Consider the following 15,471-nt stretch of genomic DNA (forward strand, 5'->3'; position numbering starts at 1 on the left):
CCCGATCATTTTCGGAACTCCCGGACTTTTCCTGTGTTAATCCTTATTTAATCTACCAGGACTGTTACCTGTACATCGTCGTGTACATGGACGGTGTCCGTTACGAGCGGTTCTCCACCCGGGGCAGTTACGCGGAAGTAATAAATCCCGGACGCAACTTCGCGGTCGTATTCGCCCGACGAATTGGTGTAACCGTGATTAATCTGCTGGTTGGTACCGTATTCGTAGGTCTCAACACCAGCACTATCAACGGCTACCAGCGTGTATTTCTTTTTCACCCTCACACGAATGATCGGGTCGTGGTCTCCTCCCGTTTTTTCAGGATCATTTTCTACAATGATTTGAGCTTTTCGGCTTTTTACCTCTTCTTTTTTACACGATACTGTTAGCGCTCCCATTCCCACAAGAATCAACAGGGAAGCGATCATGAACTTATTTGTTTTCATGCTAATTTGCTTTTAAACTGTTTTTAACTTGTTGTGAAGCCTGCCCGCCACTGGCGGATGCCGCACAACGATTCTGTTGGGAGAATATGCCTGCTCTGCTGTCGCCTCTTCTCCCGAAAGGGAAAGCATTGCAGGCATTTGTCAGAAGCTGGTCCGGGTTCCGGGGCCCGGTAGTGCACCTGTCTTCCTTTAGCTATCGGGAAGCGTTACCGGCGACTGACAGGACAAAGGTTGGTAAACAGCCGGGAGAAATCGTAGGACAGAAAAAAACTATGTCGAACCGATTTGTGAAATATGCAAGTAATTGATTTTCAAGAGGTTTAATTTTGAGTTTTTTTTGACCGGTATCCACTTTTTTATAACCGCAATGGAATCATTCGAAAAGCGAATGACATGTGTGAACCGATTTTCGCTATTTTCGTACGGAAGGATAAAAGCTCGGCATGAAAATTTTAATTGTGGAAGATGAGCCTTTCGCTGCGGAAGAACTACAGGAAAAGCTGGAGAAGCTAGAGAAGCCCGTTGTTGAGGTAACGGGCATTGCCGAAAGCTATGAAGAAGCGCTGGAATTGATTCGCCGCAATAAACCACAACTCGTGTTGGTGGACATCGAACTCAAAGGAGAACTGACAGGGATTGACTTATCGGAGGAATTGCAAAAACAGGGAATTCCCTTCCTGTATCTTACTGGCCTGGAAGAACTTGACGTTTATTATAAAGCCGAGAAAACCGGTTCTTTAAAATTCCTGTCAAAACCCATCGACCGTTACAATCTTCGTAACGCACTATTGGAAGCAGAAAAAGCAATTACCGATGAAAAGAAAGAAACGCTGCGTTTTTTTACAGTAAAAGCCGGTATACGAAAATCGCTTCATCCCGATCAGGTCGCTTACTTGAAAGGTGGCCGTTCCTATTGCGAAATCCATTTTATGGATCGATCTAAATGGGACATCTCGTTGAATCTTGGGAAGGTCGCCGAGCAAATAGATCATCCCGACTTCATTCGTATTCACAAGTCTTTCTTCGTCAATAAAAAGCATATTGAGCATATTGCCGCAAATTCGGTTCGACTCACCACGGGAATCGATTTAAACATCTCGCTTACCTATAAAAGGGAAGTGAAGCGAATGACGGAAAGACCCTAACCGATTCAATCGAACTTAGTCCCTGTTTTTTTTACTCCTATCAGTACTATTTCTTCATTTCGGAAATTGGAATTGCCGTTTGGGAAAGAATTTGTTGTGAGCATGTTTTTAGTTGGTGATGTTTGTTGAAAATTAAAAACATGGAGCGTTATAGAAATTTATCTGGAAATTCAGGAGTTTCCGGTTATGAAATCGGTACTGATTATATCAGAGTTGCATTTAACGGAAATCCCAAAATCTATTCATATTCGAATCGAGGAAGGGCAGGTAGAGTTCATGTTGACAATATGAAAAGATGTGCTGTAAATGGCTTAGGACTAAACTCCTATATCAACGAGCACGTAAAATACTTGTATGATTTATAATCGATACTCTAAGTAAGCATTAACAACGTTGGAGATCTCATAGATGAAACCTAAAATATTCACTGCGATACTTTTGTTTTTTAGCGCATACTCACCACTCTTCATCATTTTGGCAGTGAAAGATTTCGATTTTAATCAAACATTTTCTTTCAAGCATAAAGAAGCTATTTCTTGTTTATTGGGAATTTCTACGCTAAGTCTTGTATTATTGTTTTTTACAGTATCTGCTATCAGACCAGGTAATATGTCTGTAAGAATTTTAGAGATAAAGAACAGATCTTCGGATTTAATTAATTACACAATCCCATACATAGTGTCCTTTTTTGGATTCGATTTATCCAAAATTGAAGACGTTATATCTCTCTCAATATTCCTTTTTTTAATGCTATTTCTAACCATTAAAAGCAAATCAGTCTTTATAAATCCAATTTTACTGATTGCCGGATACAACTTGTACGATTTGGAATATGAGTTTGACCAAAAAAGAGCTTCAACCATAATAATCAGTAAACACGAAATGAAAATCGGGGAAAATTATTACTTAAGGAGCTTAACACGCTTCTTATATTTTGTAACAGAAAAAGACAACTCTGAAGATGACAAATAAAGAATTATTAAAAGATCTTAAAGGCTTAAATTATGATAATGCTAATGTTTCTTTAGCCATTGTTAAGGAGTATAAACGCGATCGTATATCACATTATGATGTGAAATATGTCCCAATCGATAAAAAACTGGAAAAACGACTTAGAACTGTCGTAGTAACTCACGTATCAAAGGCAAGAAGTGTTGATGATTATACTTATGATTGTCCTGAGCCAGAGGAAGATTTTGTCCGCTCAATTAAATACGAAGAAACAGATTTTTACAAAATCTTTGAGAAGCTAAAAGAATTAAATCCTGAAGAGGACATTATTGAAAATGTTGAGGAATTAGTAAAAGCCAAGGCTTACATGATCGTAATTAGAAATCGTGCAGGTATCCGATTAGTTGGATTTCGTACGTTACCTGAAAATTGGAAGATGAAAAAATCAAAGGGATTAATTAATCTTCTTTTTAAAGAAAATCGTTTTGAAGATTTACAAGAAGAAAATGTATTTAGCATTGCTCATAATATTGATATTCTTTATTTCAACGAAATGTTATTTATACTTTCAAAAAAAGGGTTTGAGAATGGGCTGAACTTTCGTGAAGGAATGATTAATAACGCGGTTAAGTTGTATGAAGAGTTTACTACTTTGAAATTATTTATAAATCTAGAACTTCTTCAGACAAAAGTTGGAAATAATCAACGGCAACTTCGAAAAATTGCAACCATTCGAAACTTGGGTCATTTCAGAGATTCCAATTTTTTATTGAAGTTACGACAGATAAACAAAAAAAAGGGTTGGAAAATTGAATTTGAAAATGAACAAATAATAATTTCAGAAGACACATGGGAGGATATTCTGACACTCTTGCAAAACAAAAGGCTTTATTCTGAATTAACGGATCAGGACTTTGATGTCGATAGCGTAAAACCATTGACTCTACCTCGAAGTTAGCATGATACCATCTTTGATCATTTAACAACTAACCCAATCATTATTCCCTTACCGTCCTCAATCTGAAAAAGCGGTTGTAGAAATTTACTTCACAACCGCTTTTTGTATTTTGAAATGGGTTCTACTGCTTCATGACCGAAAAAGATAAATCACTCTGGTTGAAGCCTGGATAAAATCAAACGAAATCAAGAAGTTAACGGGAGGTTAATCGCCGCTTCATCCCGGAGACATGCAGTGAAATCGAAAAAAAATGAAAAAAAGTGCTGCAAACCTTGCGAATTGAACAAATGAATTATTAGATTTGCAACCCGATTCCAAAAGAGGAATTGTAATTGAAATACGCGAGAGTAGCTCAGTTGGTAGAGCACGACCTTGCCAAGGTCGGGGTCGCGGGTTCGAATCCCGTCTCTCGCTCTAAAAAAATAATCCCGGCGTTTCGACTCCGCTCAACGACCGGGATTATTTTTTTTAAGTCCGCTCGCAGTGCGAGAAATGCTCGAATGGTGGAATTGGTAGACACGCCGGACTTAAAATCCTGTGACCATCTGGTCGTGCGGGTTCAAGTCCCGCTTCGAGTACAGTGAGCGCTTCCAGCTCATGAGATTAAGCCTTGGTCCCGTACATACGGGATTGAGGCTTTTTTGATTTTATACCATGGCTGCTGTTTACACCTGCGGGATTTTTCGGTTTAAACAGTGTACCTGTACGCACTTTCTACGTTGTTATTTTCCAGAGCAACCTTTATTAAATTCAATCATCCCACGTAAAAACCTTACGACCTACCTGAGTAATTTCGCTTCCTCAATCATTTACTTAACCACATGGAAGAAATAATTCAAGACTTAGACCGCTATTTTCAGCATGCCAGAAGAACCAGGCTCAATACTTTTACTTCAGCGAGTGTATTGGCGGCCAATGCCAGGAAGGCGATTGCAGCTTTGAAAAAGTTGTTGAATGACCCGGAATATTCCAGCAATGCACGTTTCCTGGAGGAATTGATCCGGGGATTATCGAAAGCAGAAGGAATTTATGAAAAATACTGCGAAACACTCAATTCGGAACACAGGGGAAACGACCAGTTATTTATCAATTTGAACCACACACTTTACAACAACCTGGACAGCTTTTTACAAGTGTTTTATCATAATGATTCAGATTTATTACGATTATGAAATGTTAAATTGATAATAAATGTTCATTTTAATACGCTCCTTCCACAGTCCTCTAAAATCCACCTATTTACTAGGAGAATCGGGCGTTCCAGGATTTTCCTGACGATCATTTCTTTACCTGTCATCCACTTATTTTGCCACTCATCAGCCCTGAAAATTTTTTATTTCATTACTGATTCTTTATTTTTACGTCAAATAAAAAAACTATGAGAAAAGTATACTTAGGCTTATTTACTTTGGTCATTGCAGGTTCAGCTTCGGCTCAGTTAATGAACAAAAACTTGCGCAGCGCGCAAAAAATCCAAAACATCGGTGAGGTTCCGGCAAAGGCAACTCATCATTTAGAGAAAGCGCTTCCTTTCTGGCAAAACGACTTCTCCACTACATCTGATTGGGTTATTTCCAATGCGGGAGCTTCGGGGTCACCGGCTCACACTTTAGGAGATTGGGCAATTGTTACTGACGTAAACGCGATTCCGGTAACAGCATTGAAACCGGCAGGACACTCAACAGCTGCAAACGGATATGCTCTGATTAACTCAGATGCTGCAGGATCAGGACAAACACAAAACTCCAAAATTGTTACAGCAGGAGTTATTGACTGTTCAGGAAAAGCAAACGTTTCGATCATTTTCGAACAATCGACTCGTCACTACCAGGAGTTGTATTTTGTGGTTGTTTCCAATGACGGTGGAGCTACATGGACAGATTTCCAGGTAAACACATCGATGGCAGTAAACACGAACTCTGCAAACCCTGCACTTGCTCAGGTAAACATTTCTACTGTTGCAGCAAACCAGGCTAACGTAAAGATCGGTTTCCGCTACGTAGGTGCTTATGACTGGTTCTGGGCTGTTGACGATGTACAATTGATCGAAACAGACAACTACGATTTGGCTGCTACAGGTTATTACTGGGGAGTTGAAGGAACATGGGGACCACGTTTACCGTACTACCAGACTCCGATCGCTCAGATCAACCCGATCCATTTCGCAGGACTTGTTGAGAACAAAGGTGCTATGACACAGTCTGACGTAACTTTCAGCGCTGCTATCGCTTCTGCTGCTTACTCAGGAATGAGCCCTCAAGGTACATTGGCTCCGAATTCAACAGATACATTTGATATCGCAGCTACGTTCACACCTGCTGCTTCCGTTGCAAGCTATACTGTAACAGGTGTTGCTGCTTCTGGTCAAACAGATGCTTACCTGGCTGATAACGATGCTCCGGCTTTGGCTTTCGCTACCACTCAAACAACTTATGCACGTGATGCGCAAACAGTTCAGGCTGGTTCTTACAACCAAGGAGAAGGATACGAAATGGGTAACATTTTCGATATCACAGCAAACGCTACATTAACAGGAGTTGACATCTTTGTTGCTTCCACTTCTACTCCGAACTGTGAGATTTACGGTTCATTGTATACCATCGACGGAACAGGAAACTTCGTTTACGGAGGTGTTACAGCTTTGCATACAGTTACTTCTGCGGAATTGGGAACAATGATCACTCTTCCTTTGACTTCTTCTTACCCATTGCTTGCCGGTAACTCTTACCTGTTGGTAGCAGGTTCTTACGGTGACGGTGGAGCTACAGACGATTTCGTGGTTGGTACTTCAGGTATTTCTGAGGCACAAACTACATTCTACCTGGATGGAAATGACAACACCGGTACATGGTACTACTCTACTTCCACTCCAATGGTACGTATGAACTTCAACGCTTCCTTGTCTGTTGCTGAAAATGCAGCTGCAAACGTTTCTATTTACCCGAACCCGGTAGTAGACGAAGCTACGATCGAAGTAAGCGGTACAACTGCTTCTGCAGTTACGGTAGTTGATCTTGCAGGTAAAGTAGTTTACTCTTCCAATGTGGCTGAAGGAACTTCTAAAGTATCTTTCTCTACAGCAAACTTCTCTGCAGGAGTTTACACGGTAAATGTTGCTACAAGCACAGGAACTGTTACGAAGAAAATGGTTGTTAAGAACTAATAACTCATTATAAAAAAAGCCCGGCACTGAAACAGTGCCGGGCTTTTTTTGTTCAAATAGTTTAAAGGTTCAAAGGTAAATGCTTTTGAGCTCTTTGAATCAGCCGCGGCTGAAACACTTTGAACCCTTCAAACTTTTACTATATTTGCCACCTCGAAAAAACAAATTATGAAAGCATACGTATTCCCCGGACAAGGTGCTCAGTTCTCAGGAATGGGAAAGGATCTTTATGATTCCTCTGATCTTGCAAAGAAATTATTCGCACAGGCGAATGAAATCCTTGGATTTGACATCCAAAAAATCATGTTTGAAGGTTCTGATGAAGAATTGAAGCAAACGAAAGTGACACAACCGGCAATCTTTCTTCATTCCACTATTTTGGCGGCATGTTTGGGAGACACTTTCAAGCCGGACATGGTTGCCGGACATTCACTGGGTGAAATTTCCGCGTTGGTAGCAAACCAGACACTTTCATTCGAAGACGGATTGCGCCTGGTTTCCAAAAGAGCATTGGCTATGCAGGCTGCCTGTGAAGCAGTGCCTTCTACCATGGCTGCCATTTTAGGATTGGAAGACCATGTTGTGGAAGATATTTGTAAATCAATCGACGGGATCGTTGTAGCGGCAAACTACAACTGCCCGGGACAATTGGTGATTTCAGGAACAATTCCAGCGGTCGAAGAAGCGTGTGCGAAACTGACCGAAGCAGGCGCAAAACGCGCAATGATCCTGCAGGTCGGAGGAGCTTTCCATTCGCCGCTTATGGAACCTGCACGTGAAGAGCTCGCAAAAGCGATCGAATCAACTACTTTCAACACCCCGGTTTGCCCGGTTTACCAAAACACGATCGCAAAAGCGGTAACTGACCCGAATGAGATCAAGAAGAACCTGATCGATCAGTTGACGGCTCCGGTTCGCTGGACACAGATCATGCAGCAAATGATTGCGGACGGTGCTACGGAAGTAATCGAAGTAGGACCTGGAAAGGTATTGCAGGGACTTTTCAAAAAAGTGGACCGCGCATTCCCTACATCCAGTGCGGAAATTTAAAATAGACAGGTTTGGATGATTCCAAAAACATAAACAAAAAAACGGGTGGAAAATTTTCCACCCGTTTTTTTGTTTATTAACTATCGTATGGTCTTAATTTCTGTACAAAGTACTTTTCACCGCTTTCACCAATCTTTCTACGTTCGGCAATGCCGCTTCGATCAATGTCGGTGAGAATGCGAACGGAGTGTCCGTTTGTGTGACACGCATTACCGGAGCATCCAGGTAATCGAATGCATAACGCTGCAAGTGGTAAGCGATCTCGGATGAAATGGAAGCCAAAGGCCAGCTTTCTTCCAATACTACGCAACGGTTTGTTTTCTTCACCGATTCAACGATCAAAGCGTAATCGATCGGACGGATGGTTCTCAAATCGATGATTTCCAGTTCAATTCCTTCTTTAGCCAATACTTCAGCAGCTTCATGAGCCACTTTGATGATCTTACCGAAAGAAACGATCGTTACATCAGATCCTTTGCGCTTGATATCTCCAACTCCGATCGGGATGATGTATTCTCCTTCCGGAATTTCACCTTTATCTCCGTACATTTTCTCTGATTCCAGGAAAACAACCGGGTCATTGTCGCGAATTGCCGCTTTCAACAATCCTTTCGCATCGTAAGGAGTAGACGGAGTAATCACCTTCAATCCCGGTACATGCGAATAGAATGCTTCGAAACTCTGAGAGTGCGTTGCAGCCAACTGGCCAGCCGTTCCGTTACCACCTCTGAAAACGATCGGACATCCGTACTGTCCTCCCGACATCTGCAACATTTTAGCAGCAGAGTTAATAATCTGGTCAGCAGCCAGGATTGCAAAGTTCCAGGTCATGAACTCCACGATCGGACGAAGGCCATTCATCGAAGCTCCCACAGCGATACCTGCAAACCCCAACTCGGCAATCGGAGTATCGATTACACGTTTCGGACCAAATTCATCCAACATTCCCTGGGATACTTTGTATGCACCATTGTATTCAGCAACTTCTTCACCCATCAGGAAAACTCCGTTGTCACGGCGCATTTCTTCTGACATCGCTTCACGAAGGGCTTCTCTAAATTGAACAGTCTTCATTCTTACTTGTTTTTTATTTTGCTTAAAGCAGGGTCAAAATTAATCAAAATTCGTTTCTGCCACATCAAAATGCGGAGATAAAGCACACACATTTTCCGGAAATCGTGAACAAATTGTTCAAAACACCTTGTTATTATGTGTGCATAATATTTATTTCATGCGATGATTTGATTATTTTTGTTCCCGAAAAGAAGTTTAACAAGCTAAAGCTGTATCATCCGGGTTTTGGAAAAGCAGTTTGTGTTTTAAATAAAATACGTTATGAAAATTTTGGTATGTATCAGTAAATCTCCGGATACAACTTCGAAAATTGCGTTCACCAACGGGAACAAGCAATTCGATGAAAATGGAGTTCAGTACATTGTCAATCCTTATGATGAGTGGTATGCACTTGTTCGCGGTTTGGAATTGAAAGAAACGTTGGGTGGAAACTTAACCATTATCACCGTAGGAAATGCTGCTGACGAAGCAATTATCAGAAAAGCATTGGCAATCGGTGCTGATGATGCAGTGCGCATTGATGCAGATCCGAAAGACGCTTACTTTACAGCAGTTCAAATTGCCGAGTATGCCAAATCAAACGGGTTTGACCTGATTCTTACAGGAAAAGAAACGATCAATTACAACGGTTCGCAGGTTGCGGGAATGATTGCAGAGGCAATGGACCTTCCGTTTGTTTCTTTGGCTACCAAATTAGACATCAACGGTACAACTGCACGTTTGGAGCAGGAGATCGTAGGAGGTGTTCAGGTAGTTGAGGCAAACCTTCCGTTGGTTGTTTCCTGTGCAAAAGGAATGGCAGAACAACGCATCCCGAACATGCGCGGAATTATGGCTGCACGTACCAAACCGCTTACAGTGGTTACTCCTTCTTCAAACGAAGAATTAACGGCTTACGTGGAATACGGATTACCTGCACCGAAATCTGCGGTGAAGATGATCGATCCGAACAACATGGACGAATTAGTTGCTTTGTTACACAACGAGGCTAAAGTTATTTAATCGACAATACGACATCATGAATATTTTAGTATATATCAATTCATCCAATCATTTGGCGAAAAGTGCGCTTGAGGCGGTTACCTACGCAAAGAAAATTGGCGGAACAATTACAGTTGTGGCTACCGGATCGGTAGATGATGCAACATTAGGAACTTTAGGTGAATACGGTGCTCAGAAAGTATTGGTTGACCGTTCGGTTGCTACGGAAGATTCCCAGCAAGTAACCCGTTTGGTTGCAAAAGCTGCTGAATCAACCGGAGCGGAACTGATCGTTTTCTCTCACGACCTGGTAGCGAAAGCTGTTGCTCCGCGTTTATCCGTTCGCTTGAAAGCAGGTTTGGTTTCAGGAGCGGTTGACGTTCCGAACGCAAACGGAGAAGTGAAAGTGAATGTTTTCTCCGGAAAAGCATTCGGATTTGTTTCCGTAAAATCAGCAAAAAAGATCATTTCCCTGCTTCCGAATTCATTCCAGCCGGAGAAAACAGGTTCTGCTTGTCCGGTTGAAGCATTTGACGGAGCAGCAGGAACTGCATTGATCAAAGTAGTTGAAACAAAAATGCCGGAAGGTGAAATTCCATTACCGGAAGCTGAATTGGTGGTTTCTGCCGGTCGTGGATTGAAAGGTCCTGAGAACTGGGGAATCGTTGAAGATCTGGCAAAAGCATTGGGCGCTGCAACAGCATGTTCCCGTCCGGTTGCCGATATCGGTTGGAGACCTCACCACGAGCACGTTGGACAAACGGGTGTTGCCATTCGTCCGAACCTGTACATCGCAGCGGGAATTTCCGGAGCGATCCAGCATTTGGCAGGTGTAAACGGTTCGAAGGTAATCGTAGTTATCAACACAGACCCGGAAGCTCCTTTCTTCAAAGCTGCTGATTACGGTGTTGTGGGAGATGTTTTTGAAGTACTCCCTAAATTGACGGAAGCTGTAAAAAAATTCCGCTCAACACCACACTAAGATTAATCTATTTAATTATTTTTACGAAGTAATACCAAGAGGGAAGCACGTTACAATGCTTCCCTCCTTATTTAAACCCTTCGTAAGGAAAACGTTCGAATGGACAAGATTAAACTCGACATCATTGGACTGTCATACAGTCAAACTCAAAGCGGAGCTTATGCTTTGGTCCTGGCAGAGTCAGGTGGAAAAAGACGTTTACCGATTATTATCGGCGGTTTTGAGGCCCAGGCAATCGCTATTGAACTGGAAAAAATGACCCCGACAAGACCACTGACCCACGACTTGTTTAAATCCCTTGCCCAAACATTCTCTATCCAGTTAAAGGAAGTTGTGATTTACAACCTGCAGGAAGGTATTTTCTTTGCAAAACTGGTTTGTGAAAAAGACGGAGTGTTCTCCGATATTGATGCAAGAACTTCTGATGCCATTGCTTTGGCTGTCCGTTTTGACTGCCCCATTTACACTTTTGAATCCATTTTATCTTCGGCAGGCATTCTTTCCGATGAATTCCTGGAAGAAGAAGATGAAGTGGAAATTGCTGATACCGATGAAAACGAGTTCACCAAAATGAACAAGGAAGAACTGGAAGAGCAGCTTCAAAATGCTATCGACAGCGAAGATTACGAATTGGCTTCCAAAATCCGCGACGAAATCAAAAAGCGCGGAGCGTAAAAACACGATTCAATTACTGCTATTATGGGGAATTCCATCAAGTTTCGATTGACCGTCATGAGTTTTCTCCAATTTTTCGTTTGGGGAGCGTGGCTGATTACTATTGCCAATTACTGGTTTGACACCAAACAATGGGATGGAGGTGCTTTCGGAGCCGTATTCAGTACCCTTGGATTTTCTTCCCTTTTCATGCCCGCCATTACCGGAATTATTGCCGATAAGTGGGTACATGCAGAACGACTTTACGGAATACTTCACTTTCTTGGAGGAATCACTCTTTGTTTCATTCCGTTTGCGACCAATGAATCGGAGTTTTTTTGGGTGATTTTCCTGGCAATGGTTTGTTATATGCCCACCATTTCTTTATCCAATACCATTGGTTACCACGTCCTGAAAAACAATCACTACGATGTCGTTAAAGTCTTTCCTCCTATCCGCGTTTGGGGAACAGTGGGATTTATTGCAGCCATGTGGTTTGTAAACCTCACCGGGAACAAGGCTTCTTACAACCAATTCATCATTTCAGGAATAGCTGGAATTTTACTGGGACTTTACTCTTTCACACTACCGAAATGTCCTCCTCAGCTGGGAAAATCGGAAAAGAAATCTTTTGTAGAGGCTTTCGGGTTGAATGCATTTAAACTGTTCCTGAATTACAAAACAGCCTTGTTTTTTCTCTTTTCGATGATGTTGGGTGCAGCATTGCAGCTAACCAATATGTTCGGTGATGTCTATGTGAGTGAATTCGGTTATTTTGGAAAATACCAAGGCTCGCTCATCGTCGAGAAATCAACCATCGTTATGTCGATTTCCCAGGTTTCCGAAACGTTGTTCATCCTTGCAATTCCGTTCTTTTTAAGACGATTCGGTATCAAAAAAGTCATGCTGATCAGTATGCTTGCCTGGGTGCTTCGCTTCGGATTGCTTGCATACGGAAATCCTGCAGAAGGATTATGGATGATCATTCTTTCCTGTATCGTTTACGGAATGGCTTTCGACTTCTTCAATGTCTCCGGTTCCCTGTATCTGGAAACAACCGTAAATTACAAAATCAGGGCTTCGGCTCAGGGATTATTCATGATGATGACCAACGGCCTTGGAGCAGTAATCGGAAGTTTGGCAAGTGCTGCCATCATTCAGCGTTTTTTTACTTTTGAATTCACCAATTCTTCGAGCCTCACAACCTATCTGGGGATAGACCAATCCAACCCGGTTTTTGCGAGACTGACCAAATTTGTAGACATTTCGCCAACCGGAGAATTCTCAAAAGCGGTCACACTGCGCGACTGGAGCCCGATCTGGTTGACATTTGCCGGGTATGCACTGGTAATCGCCGTGCTGTTCGCTATCTTATTCAAACACAAACACAATCCGGCAGAATTGTCTGAAATTTCACATTAATTGTTTAGTATATAATTTAATAGTAATTTAATGTTTCAATAACATTGAATGAAAACTATACTCTCCTCCCTCGCACTTGCTTCAAGTGTTATTTCCTTTGCCCAAACTTTTAACGGAACATCCGGAAATATCCTGGATAACCAGGAATTGGTAAAGTCTGTGAATGTCAACGGACTTCCTTCAAACATCAATCAGACAACCTTTGGTCTGGAACAGGTTTGCCTGTCAATTACCCACTCCTGGGATGCAGACGTCACTGTTACGATCGAATCCCCGGACGGAACACAAATTGTTCTTTTTTCCGCCGTAGGGGGAAATGGTAATAATTTTGACGGAACCTGTTTGAGATCAGACGCAACTACCTCTATTGTCACCGCCGGCGCACCGTTCAGCGGAACGTTTAAACCTATGAACTCTTTAGGAGTAGCCAACAATGGTCAGAATCCGAACGGAACCTGGAAATTGCGTGTTTTTGACTCGGCCAGCGGTGATGAAGGAACTCTGGATGCCTGGTCGATTACCTTCGGGAACGACCCTGCAACCCACCAACCTTTTACGAGCAGTAACCTGCCGATTGTGCTCTTAAACACCAACAACCAGGGCATTCCGGACGAACCGAAGATCGAAGCTCAGATGAAAATGATCTACAACGGTCCCGGAAACATCAATCACGTTACAGATCCTGCCAATGCCTACAACAATAAGGTCGGGATTGAACGCCGTGGTTCTACTTCCGGAGATTTTCCTCAAAAATCCTATGGTTTCGAAACACGTGATATCAACGGGACAACTATTGACACAGTGCTTTTGGGCTTGCCGGAAGAAAACGACTGGATCTTATATGCTCCGTACAACGACAAAACCTGCATGCGCAACATCATGACCTATAAAATTGCCAATGAAATGGGACATTATGCGTCGCGAACGGTTCTTTGCGAGTTGGTTTTGAACGGACAATACCAGGGAATCTACACCCTGATGGAGAAAATCAAAAGAGATGCAAACCGCGTGGACATTGCCAAACTCCTTCCAACGGATATTACAGGTGATGATCTGACAGGCGGATACATCGTAAAGATCGACAAGTTTACAGGTTCCAACAACGATGGCTGGACTTCCGATTACCAGGCAGCAGACGGTTCGGATGTTAATTTCCTGTATCATTACCCGAAACCGGATGAAATCATGCCGCAACAGGAAGATTACATCCAGGCCTTCGTCGATTCGTTCGAAACGGCACTTGCAAGCCCGTCTTTTGCAGATCCGATTACAGGCTACCGGAAGTATTCGGTTCCGGAAACGTTCATTGATTTCCTGATCATCAACGAAATCAGTAAGAATGTAGACGGTTACCGCTTGAGTACTTTCCTGCACAAGGAAAAAGATTCCAAAGGAGGCAAGCTGCGCATGGGCCCGATGTGGGATTTTAACCTGGCGTGGTGGAATGCCGACTATTGTGCAGGAGATGATCATACCGGATGGCAATACGAGTTTTCGGATGTATGTCCGGGCGGATGGCAGCCTCCTACCTGGTGGTCAAGAATGATGGAAGATCCATGGTTCCAGGATGAAGTAAAGTGCCGCTGGACAACCCTTCGTCAGACATTCCTTTCCAACGATACCTTGTTTGCTCAGATCGATTCGATCGCTCAATACCTGGATGAAGCAAAGGACCGTCATTTCGAACAGTGGCCGCTTTTGGGAATTTATACCTGGCCAAATCCAAGCCCGATCCCGGCAGATTATGCGGGAGAAATTGCAGCATTCAAACAATGGATTACAGACCGCGCAGCCTGGATCGACAACAACATTCAGGGAACTTGCCACCTGGGGCTTATCGAAGAGGAAATAGCTTCTTTATCCGTTTATCCGAACCCTTTCCAGGAAGAAATCCGCGTATCGTGGTTCTCAACAGGAATCAGCAACACACAGATCAAGCTTTTCGATCTGAACGGCCATGAATTGAGTAAGCTGGAAAAATCTCCGTCTTACGGAATGAACGAGGTGAAACTCAATCAATTCTCCGGCTCATTGAGCAGCGGTATTTATTGGGTGGAAATCCAGGAGGGAACTTCGATCAGCCGGGTTAAAGTGGTAAAAAATTGATCTGTGGGCACGCGATTAATCGCGTGCCCACTTTTCTATATCTTCTTCAGAAATACATCCGGCTGAGGATAGATTCCTTTTCGTTCCAGGCGTTTGTCCTTTTTGTAGAGCACATAATTTTCGGGAATAAACTGTCCGTCTAATTTGGCTTCGAAGTAAATGCCGTTCTTATCTTCTTTGGTAAACTGGTAGCTTCCTTTCAGTTCTTTGCCCGCTATTTTTTCGGCCAGGATTCCTTCCGGCTGCAAGTGTAATTCAATGGGTGCACTTTGCACCTGAAATACCTCTTCGCCCAACTCCAGGGCATACGAAGGAATTTCACCGGTATAAACGCCCAGGTATTTCTTTTTGATTTCCTGGGAGAATCCGCTGAATGAGGCCGCAAAAAAGAGCAGTAATAAACAAAAACGCATGCTTTCCTTTTGGGTAAAAATAGAGAAAGGAATCAACAATACAATTGAATTATCAACTAAAACAAATTGCCAGCGATTAAATTACCTAACTTTATGTTTAGTTTTCAAATGCTCATTTCAAAACAC

At 42.6% G+C, this 15,471-nt stretch carries 13 protein-coding genes, 2 tRNA genes and 1 pseudogene; 13 read left to right on the forward strand and 3 right to left on the reverse strand.

Annotation, left to right across the window (positions count from 1 at the left end; genetic code table 11):
* Positions 1-47 precede the first annotated feature (47 nt).
* Positions 48-446, reverse strand: a complete 399-nt coding sequence (locus tag ABDW02_RS18095) for a hypothetical protein (RefSeq protein WP_343637088.1) — start codon at positions 444-446, stop codon at positions 48-50.
* 443 nt (positions 447-889) lie between these two features.
* On the opposite strand from ABDW02_RS18095, the gene ABDW02_RS18100 reads away from it, so the two are divergent.
* The 8 genes from ABDW02_RS18100 (at position 890) to fabD (ending at position 7,713) form a co-directional block, all read left to right on the forward strand.
* Positions 890-1,591, forward strand: a complete 702-nt coding sequence (locus ABDW02_RS18100) for a response regulator transcription factor (RefSeq protein WP_343637090.1) — start codon at positions 890-892, stop codon at positions 1,589-1,591.
* Between the two features lie 408 nt (positions 1,592-1,999).
* Complete coding sequence (locus ABDW02_RS18105; RefSeq protein ID WP_343637092.1) at positions 2,000-2,563, forward strand: hypothetical protein; 564 nt, start codon at positions 2,000-2,002, stop codon at positions 2,561-2,563.
* Positions 2,553-3,500: a Kiwa anti-phage protein KwaB-like domain-containing protein gene (locus ABDW02_RS18110; RefSeq protein ID WP_343637094.1), complete on the forward strand. Its 948-nt coding sequence runs from the start codon at positions 2,553-2,555 to the stop codon at positions 3,498-3,500. Before ABDW02_RS18105 ends, ABDW02_RS18110 begins: the two co-directional genes overlap by 11 nt.
* A 341-nt stretch (positions 3,501-3,841) precedes the next feature.
* Positions 3,842-3,914 (forward strand) — tRNA-Gly (locus tag ABDW02_RS18115).
* 80 nt (positions 3,915-3,994) lie between these two features.
* Positions 3,995-4,078: transfer RNA gene (locus tag ABDW02_RS18120), tRNA-Leu, on the forward strand.
* A 243-nt stretch (positions 4,079-4,321) separates the two neighbouring features.
* On the forward strand, positions 4,322-4,672 hold the full coding sequence (locus ABDW02_RS18125) for a hypothetical protein (protein ID WP_343637096.1): 351 nt from the start codon (positions 4,322-4,324) through the stop codon (positions 4,670-4,672).
* A 206-nt stretch (positions 4,673-4,878) separates the two neighbouring features.
* Positions 4,879-6,663 (forward strand): T9SS type A sorting domain-containing protein, encoded by a 1,785-nt coding sequence (locus ABDW02_RS18130; protein WP_343637098.1) that lies wholly within the window; start codon positions 4,879-4,881, stop codon positions 6,661-6,663.
* 168 nt (positions 6,664-6,831) lie between these two features.
* On the forward strand, positions 6,832-7,713 hold the full coding sequence (fabD, locus tag ABDW02_RS18135) for an ACP S-malonyltransferase (protein WP_343637100.1): 882 nt from the start codon (positions 6,832-6,834) through the stop codon (positions 7,711-7,713).
* A gap of 93 nt (positions 7,714-7,806) precedes the next feature.
* Here fabD and ABDW02_RS18140 read toward each other — a convergent pair.
* Positions 7,807-8,790: pseudogene (locus tag ABDW02_RS18140) on the reverse strand (pyruvate dehydrogenase complex E1 component subunit beta); the annotation flags it as partial.
* 258 nt (positions 8,791-9,048) lie between these two features.
* Between ABDW02_RS18140 and ABDW02_RS18145 the strand changes: the two are divergent.
* The 5 genes from ABDW02_RS18145 (at position 9,049) to ABDW02_RS18165 (ending at position 14,932) form a co-directional block, all read left to right on the forward strand.
* Positions 9,049-9,789, forward strand: a complete 741-nt coding sequence (locus ABDW02_RS18145) for an electron transfer flavoprotein subunit beta/FixA family protein (protein WP_343637102.1) — start codon at positions 9,049-9,051, stop codon at positions 9,787-9,789.
* A 16-nt stretch (positions 9,790-9,805) separates the two neighbouring features.
* Positions 9,806-10,750 (forward strand): electron transfer flavoprotein subunit alpha/FixB family protein, encoded by a 945-nt coding sequence (locus ABDW02_RS18150; protein WP_343637104.1) that lies wholly within the window; start codon positions 9,806-9,808, stop codon positions 10,748-10,750.
* Between the two features lie 99 nt (positions 10,751-10,849).
* Positions 10,850-11,425, forward strand: a complete 576-nt coding sequence (locus ABDW02_RS18155) for a bifunctional nuclease family protein (RefSeq protein ID WP_343637106.1) — start codon at positions 10,850-10,852, stop codon at positions 11,423-11,425.
* 24 nt (positions 11,426-11,449) lie between these two features.
* A complete protein-coding gene (locus ABDW02_RS18160) occupies positions 11,450-12,826 on the forward strand; it encodes a nucleoside permease (RefSeq protein WP_343637108.1) in 1,377 nt (458 codons plus the stop codon).
* Positions 12,827-12,874: 48 nt separating this feature from the next.
* Positions 12,875-14,932 carry a CotH kinase family protein gene (locus tag ABDW02_RS18165; protein ID WP_343637110.1) on the forward strand — a complete coding sequence of 686 codons (2,058 nt, stop codon included), beginning with the start codon at positions 12,875-12,877 and terminating at the stop codon, positions 14,930-14,932.
* A 35-nt stretch (positions 14,933-14,967) separates the two neighbouring features.
* Here the strand turns inward: ABDW02_RS18165 and ABDW02_RS18170 are convergent, their stop codons facing one another.
* Positions 14,968-15,345 carry a hypothetical protein gene (locus tag ABDW02_RS18170; RefSeq protein ID WP_343637112.1) on the reverse strand — a complete coding sequence of 126 codons (378 nt, stop codon included), beginning with the start codon at positions 15,343-15,345 and terminating at the stop codon, positions 14,968-14,970.
* Between the last annotated feature and the right edge of the window lie 126 nt (positions 15,346-15,471).

This window comes from Fluviicola sp. (genome assembly GCF_039596395.1).
Classification (GTDB): Bacteria; Bacteroidota; Bacteroidia; order Flavobacteriales_D; family Crocinitomicaceae; genus Fluviicola.

What these genes read in the sequence shown, in the direction of transcription:
- ABDW02_RS18155 (WP_343637106.1), top strand. Translation starts at nt 10,850, where the DNA reads ATGGACAAGATTAAACTCGACATCATTGGACTGTCATACAGTCAAACT.
- ABDW02_RS18165 (WP_343637110.1), top strand. Translation starts at nt 12,875, where the DNA reads ATGAAAACTATACTCTCCTCCCTCGCACTTGCTTCAAGTGTTATTTCC.
- ABDW02_RS18150 (WP_343637104.1), top strand. Translation starts at nt 9,806, where the DNA reads ATGAATATTTTAGTATATATCAATTCATCCAATCATTTGGCGAAAAGT.
- ABDW02_RS18170 (WP_343637112.1), bottom strand. Translation starts at nt 15,345, where the DNA reads ATGCGTTTTTGTTTATTACTGCTCTTTTTTGCGGCCTCATTCAGCGGA.
- ABDW02_RS18100 (WP_343637090.1), top strand. Translation starts at nt 890, where the DNA reads ATGAAAATTTTAATTGTGGAAGATGAGCCTTTCGCTGCGGAAGAACTA.
- ABDW02_RS18110 (WP_343637094.1), top strand. Translation starts at nt 2,553, where the DNA reads ATGACAAATAAAGAATTATTAAAAGATCTTAAAGGCTTAAATTATGAT.
- ABDW02_RS18125 (WP_343637096.1), top strand. Translation starts at nt 4,322, where the DNA reads ATGGAAGAAATAATTCAAGACTTAGACCGCTATTTTCAGCATGCCAGA.
- ABDW02_RS18160 (WP_343637108.1), top strand. Translation starts at nt 11,450, where the DNA reads ATGGGGAATTCCATCAAGTTTCGATTGACCGTCATGAGTTTTCTCCAA.
- ABDW02_RS18095 (WP_343637088.1), bottom strand. Translation starts at nt 446, where the DNA reads ATGAAAACAAATAAGTTCATGATCGCTTCCCTGTTGATTCTTGTGGGA.
- ABDW02_RS18145 (WP_343637102.1), top strand. Translation starts at nt 9,049, where the DNA reads ATGAAAATTTTGGTATGTATCAGTAAATCTCCGGATACAACTTCGAAA.
- fabD (WP_343637100.1), top strand. Translation starts at nt 6,832, where the DNA reads ATGAAAGCATACGTATTCCCCGGACAAGGTGCTCAGTTCTCAGGAATG.
- ABDW02_RS18105 (WP_343637092.1), top strand. Translation starts at nt 2,000, where the DNA reads ATGAAACCTAAAATATTCACTGCGATACTTTTGTTTTTTAGCGCATAC.
- ABDW02_RS18130 (WP_343637098.1), top strand. Translation starts at nt 4,879, where the DNA reads ATGAGAAAAGTATACTTAGGCTTATTTACTTTGGTCATTGCAGGTTCA.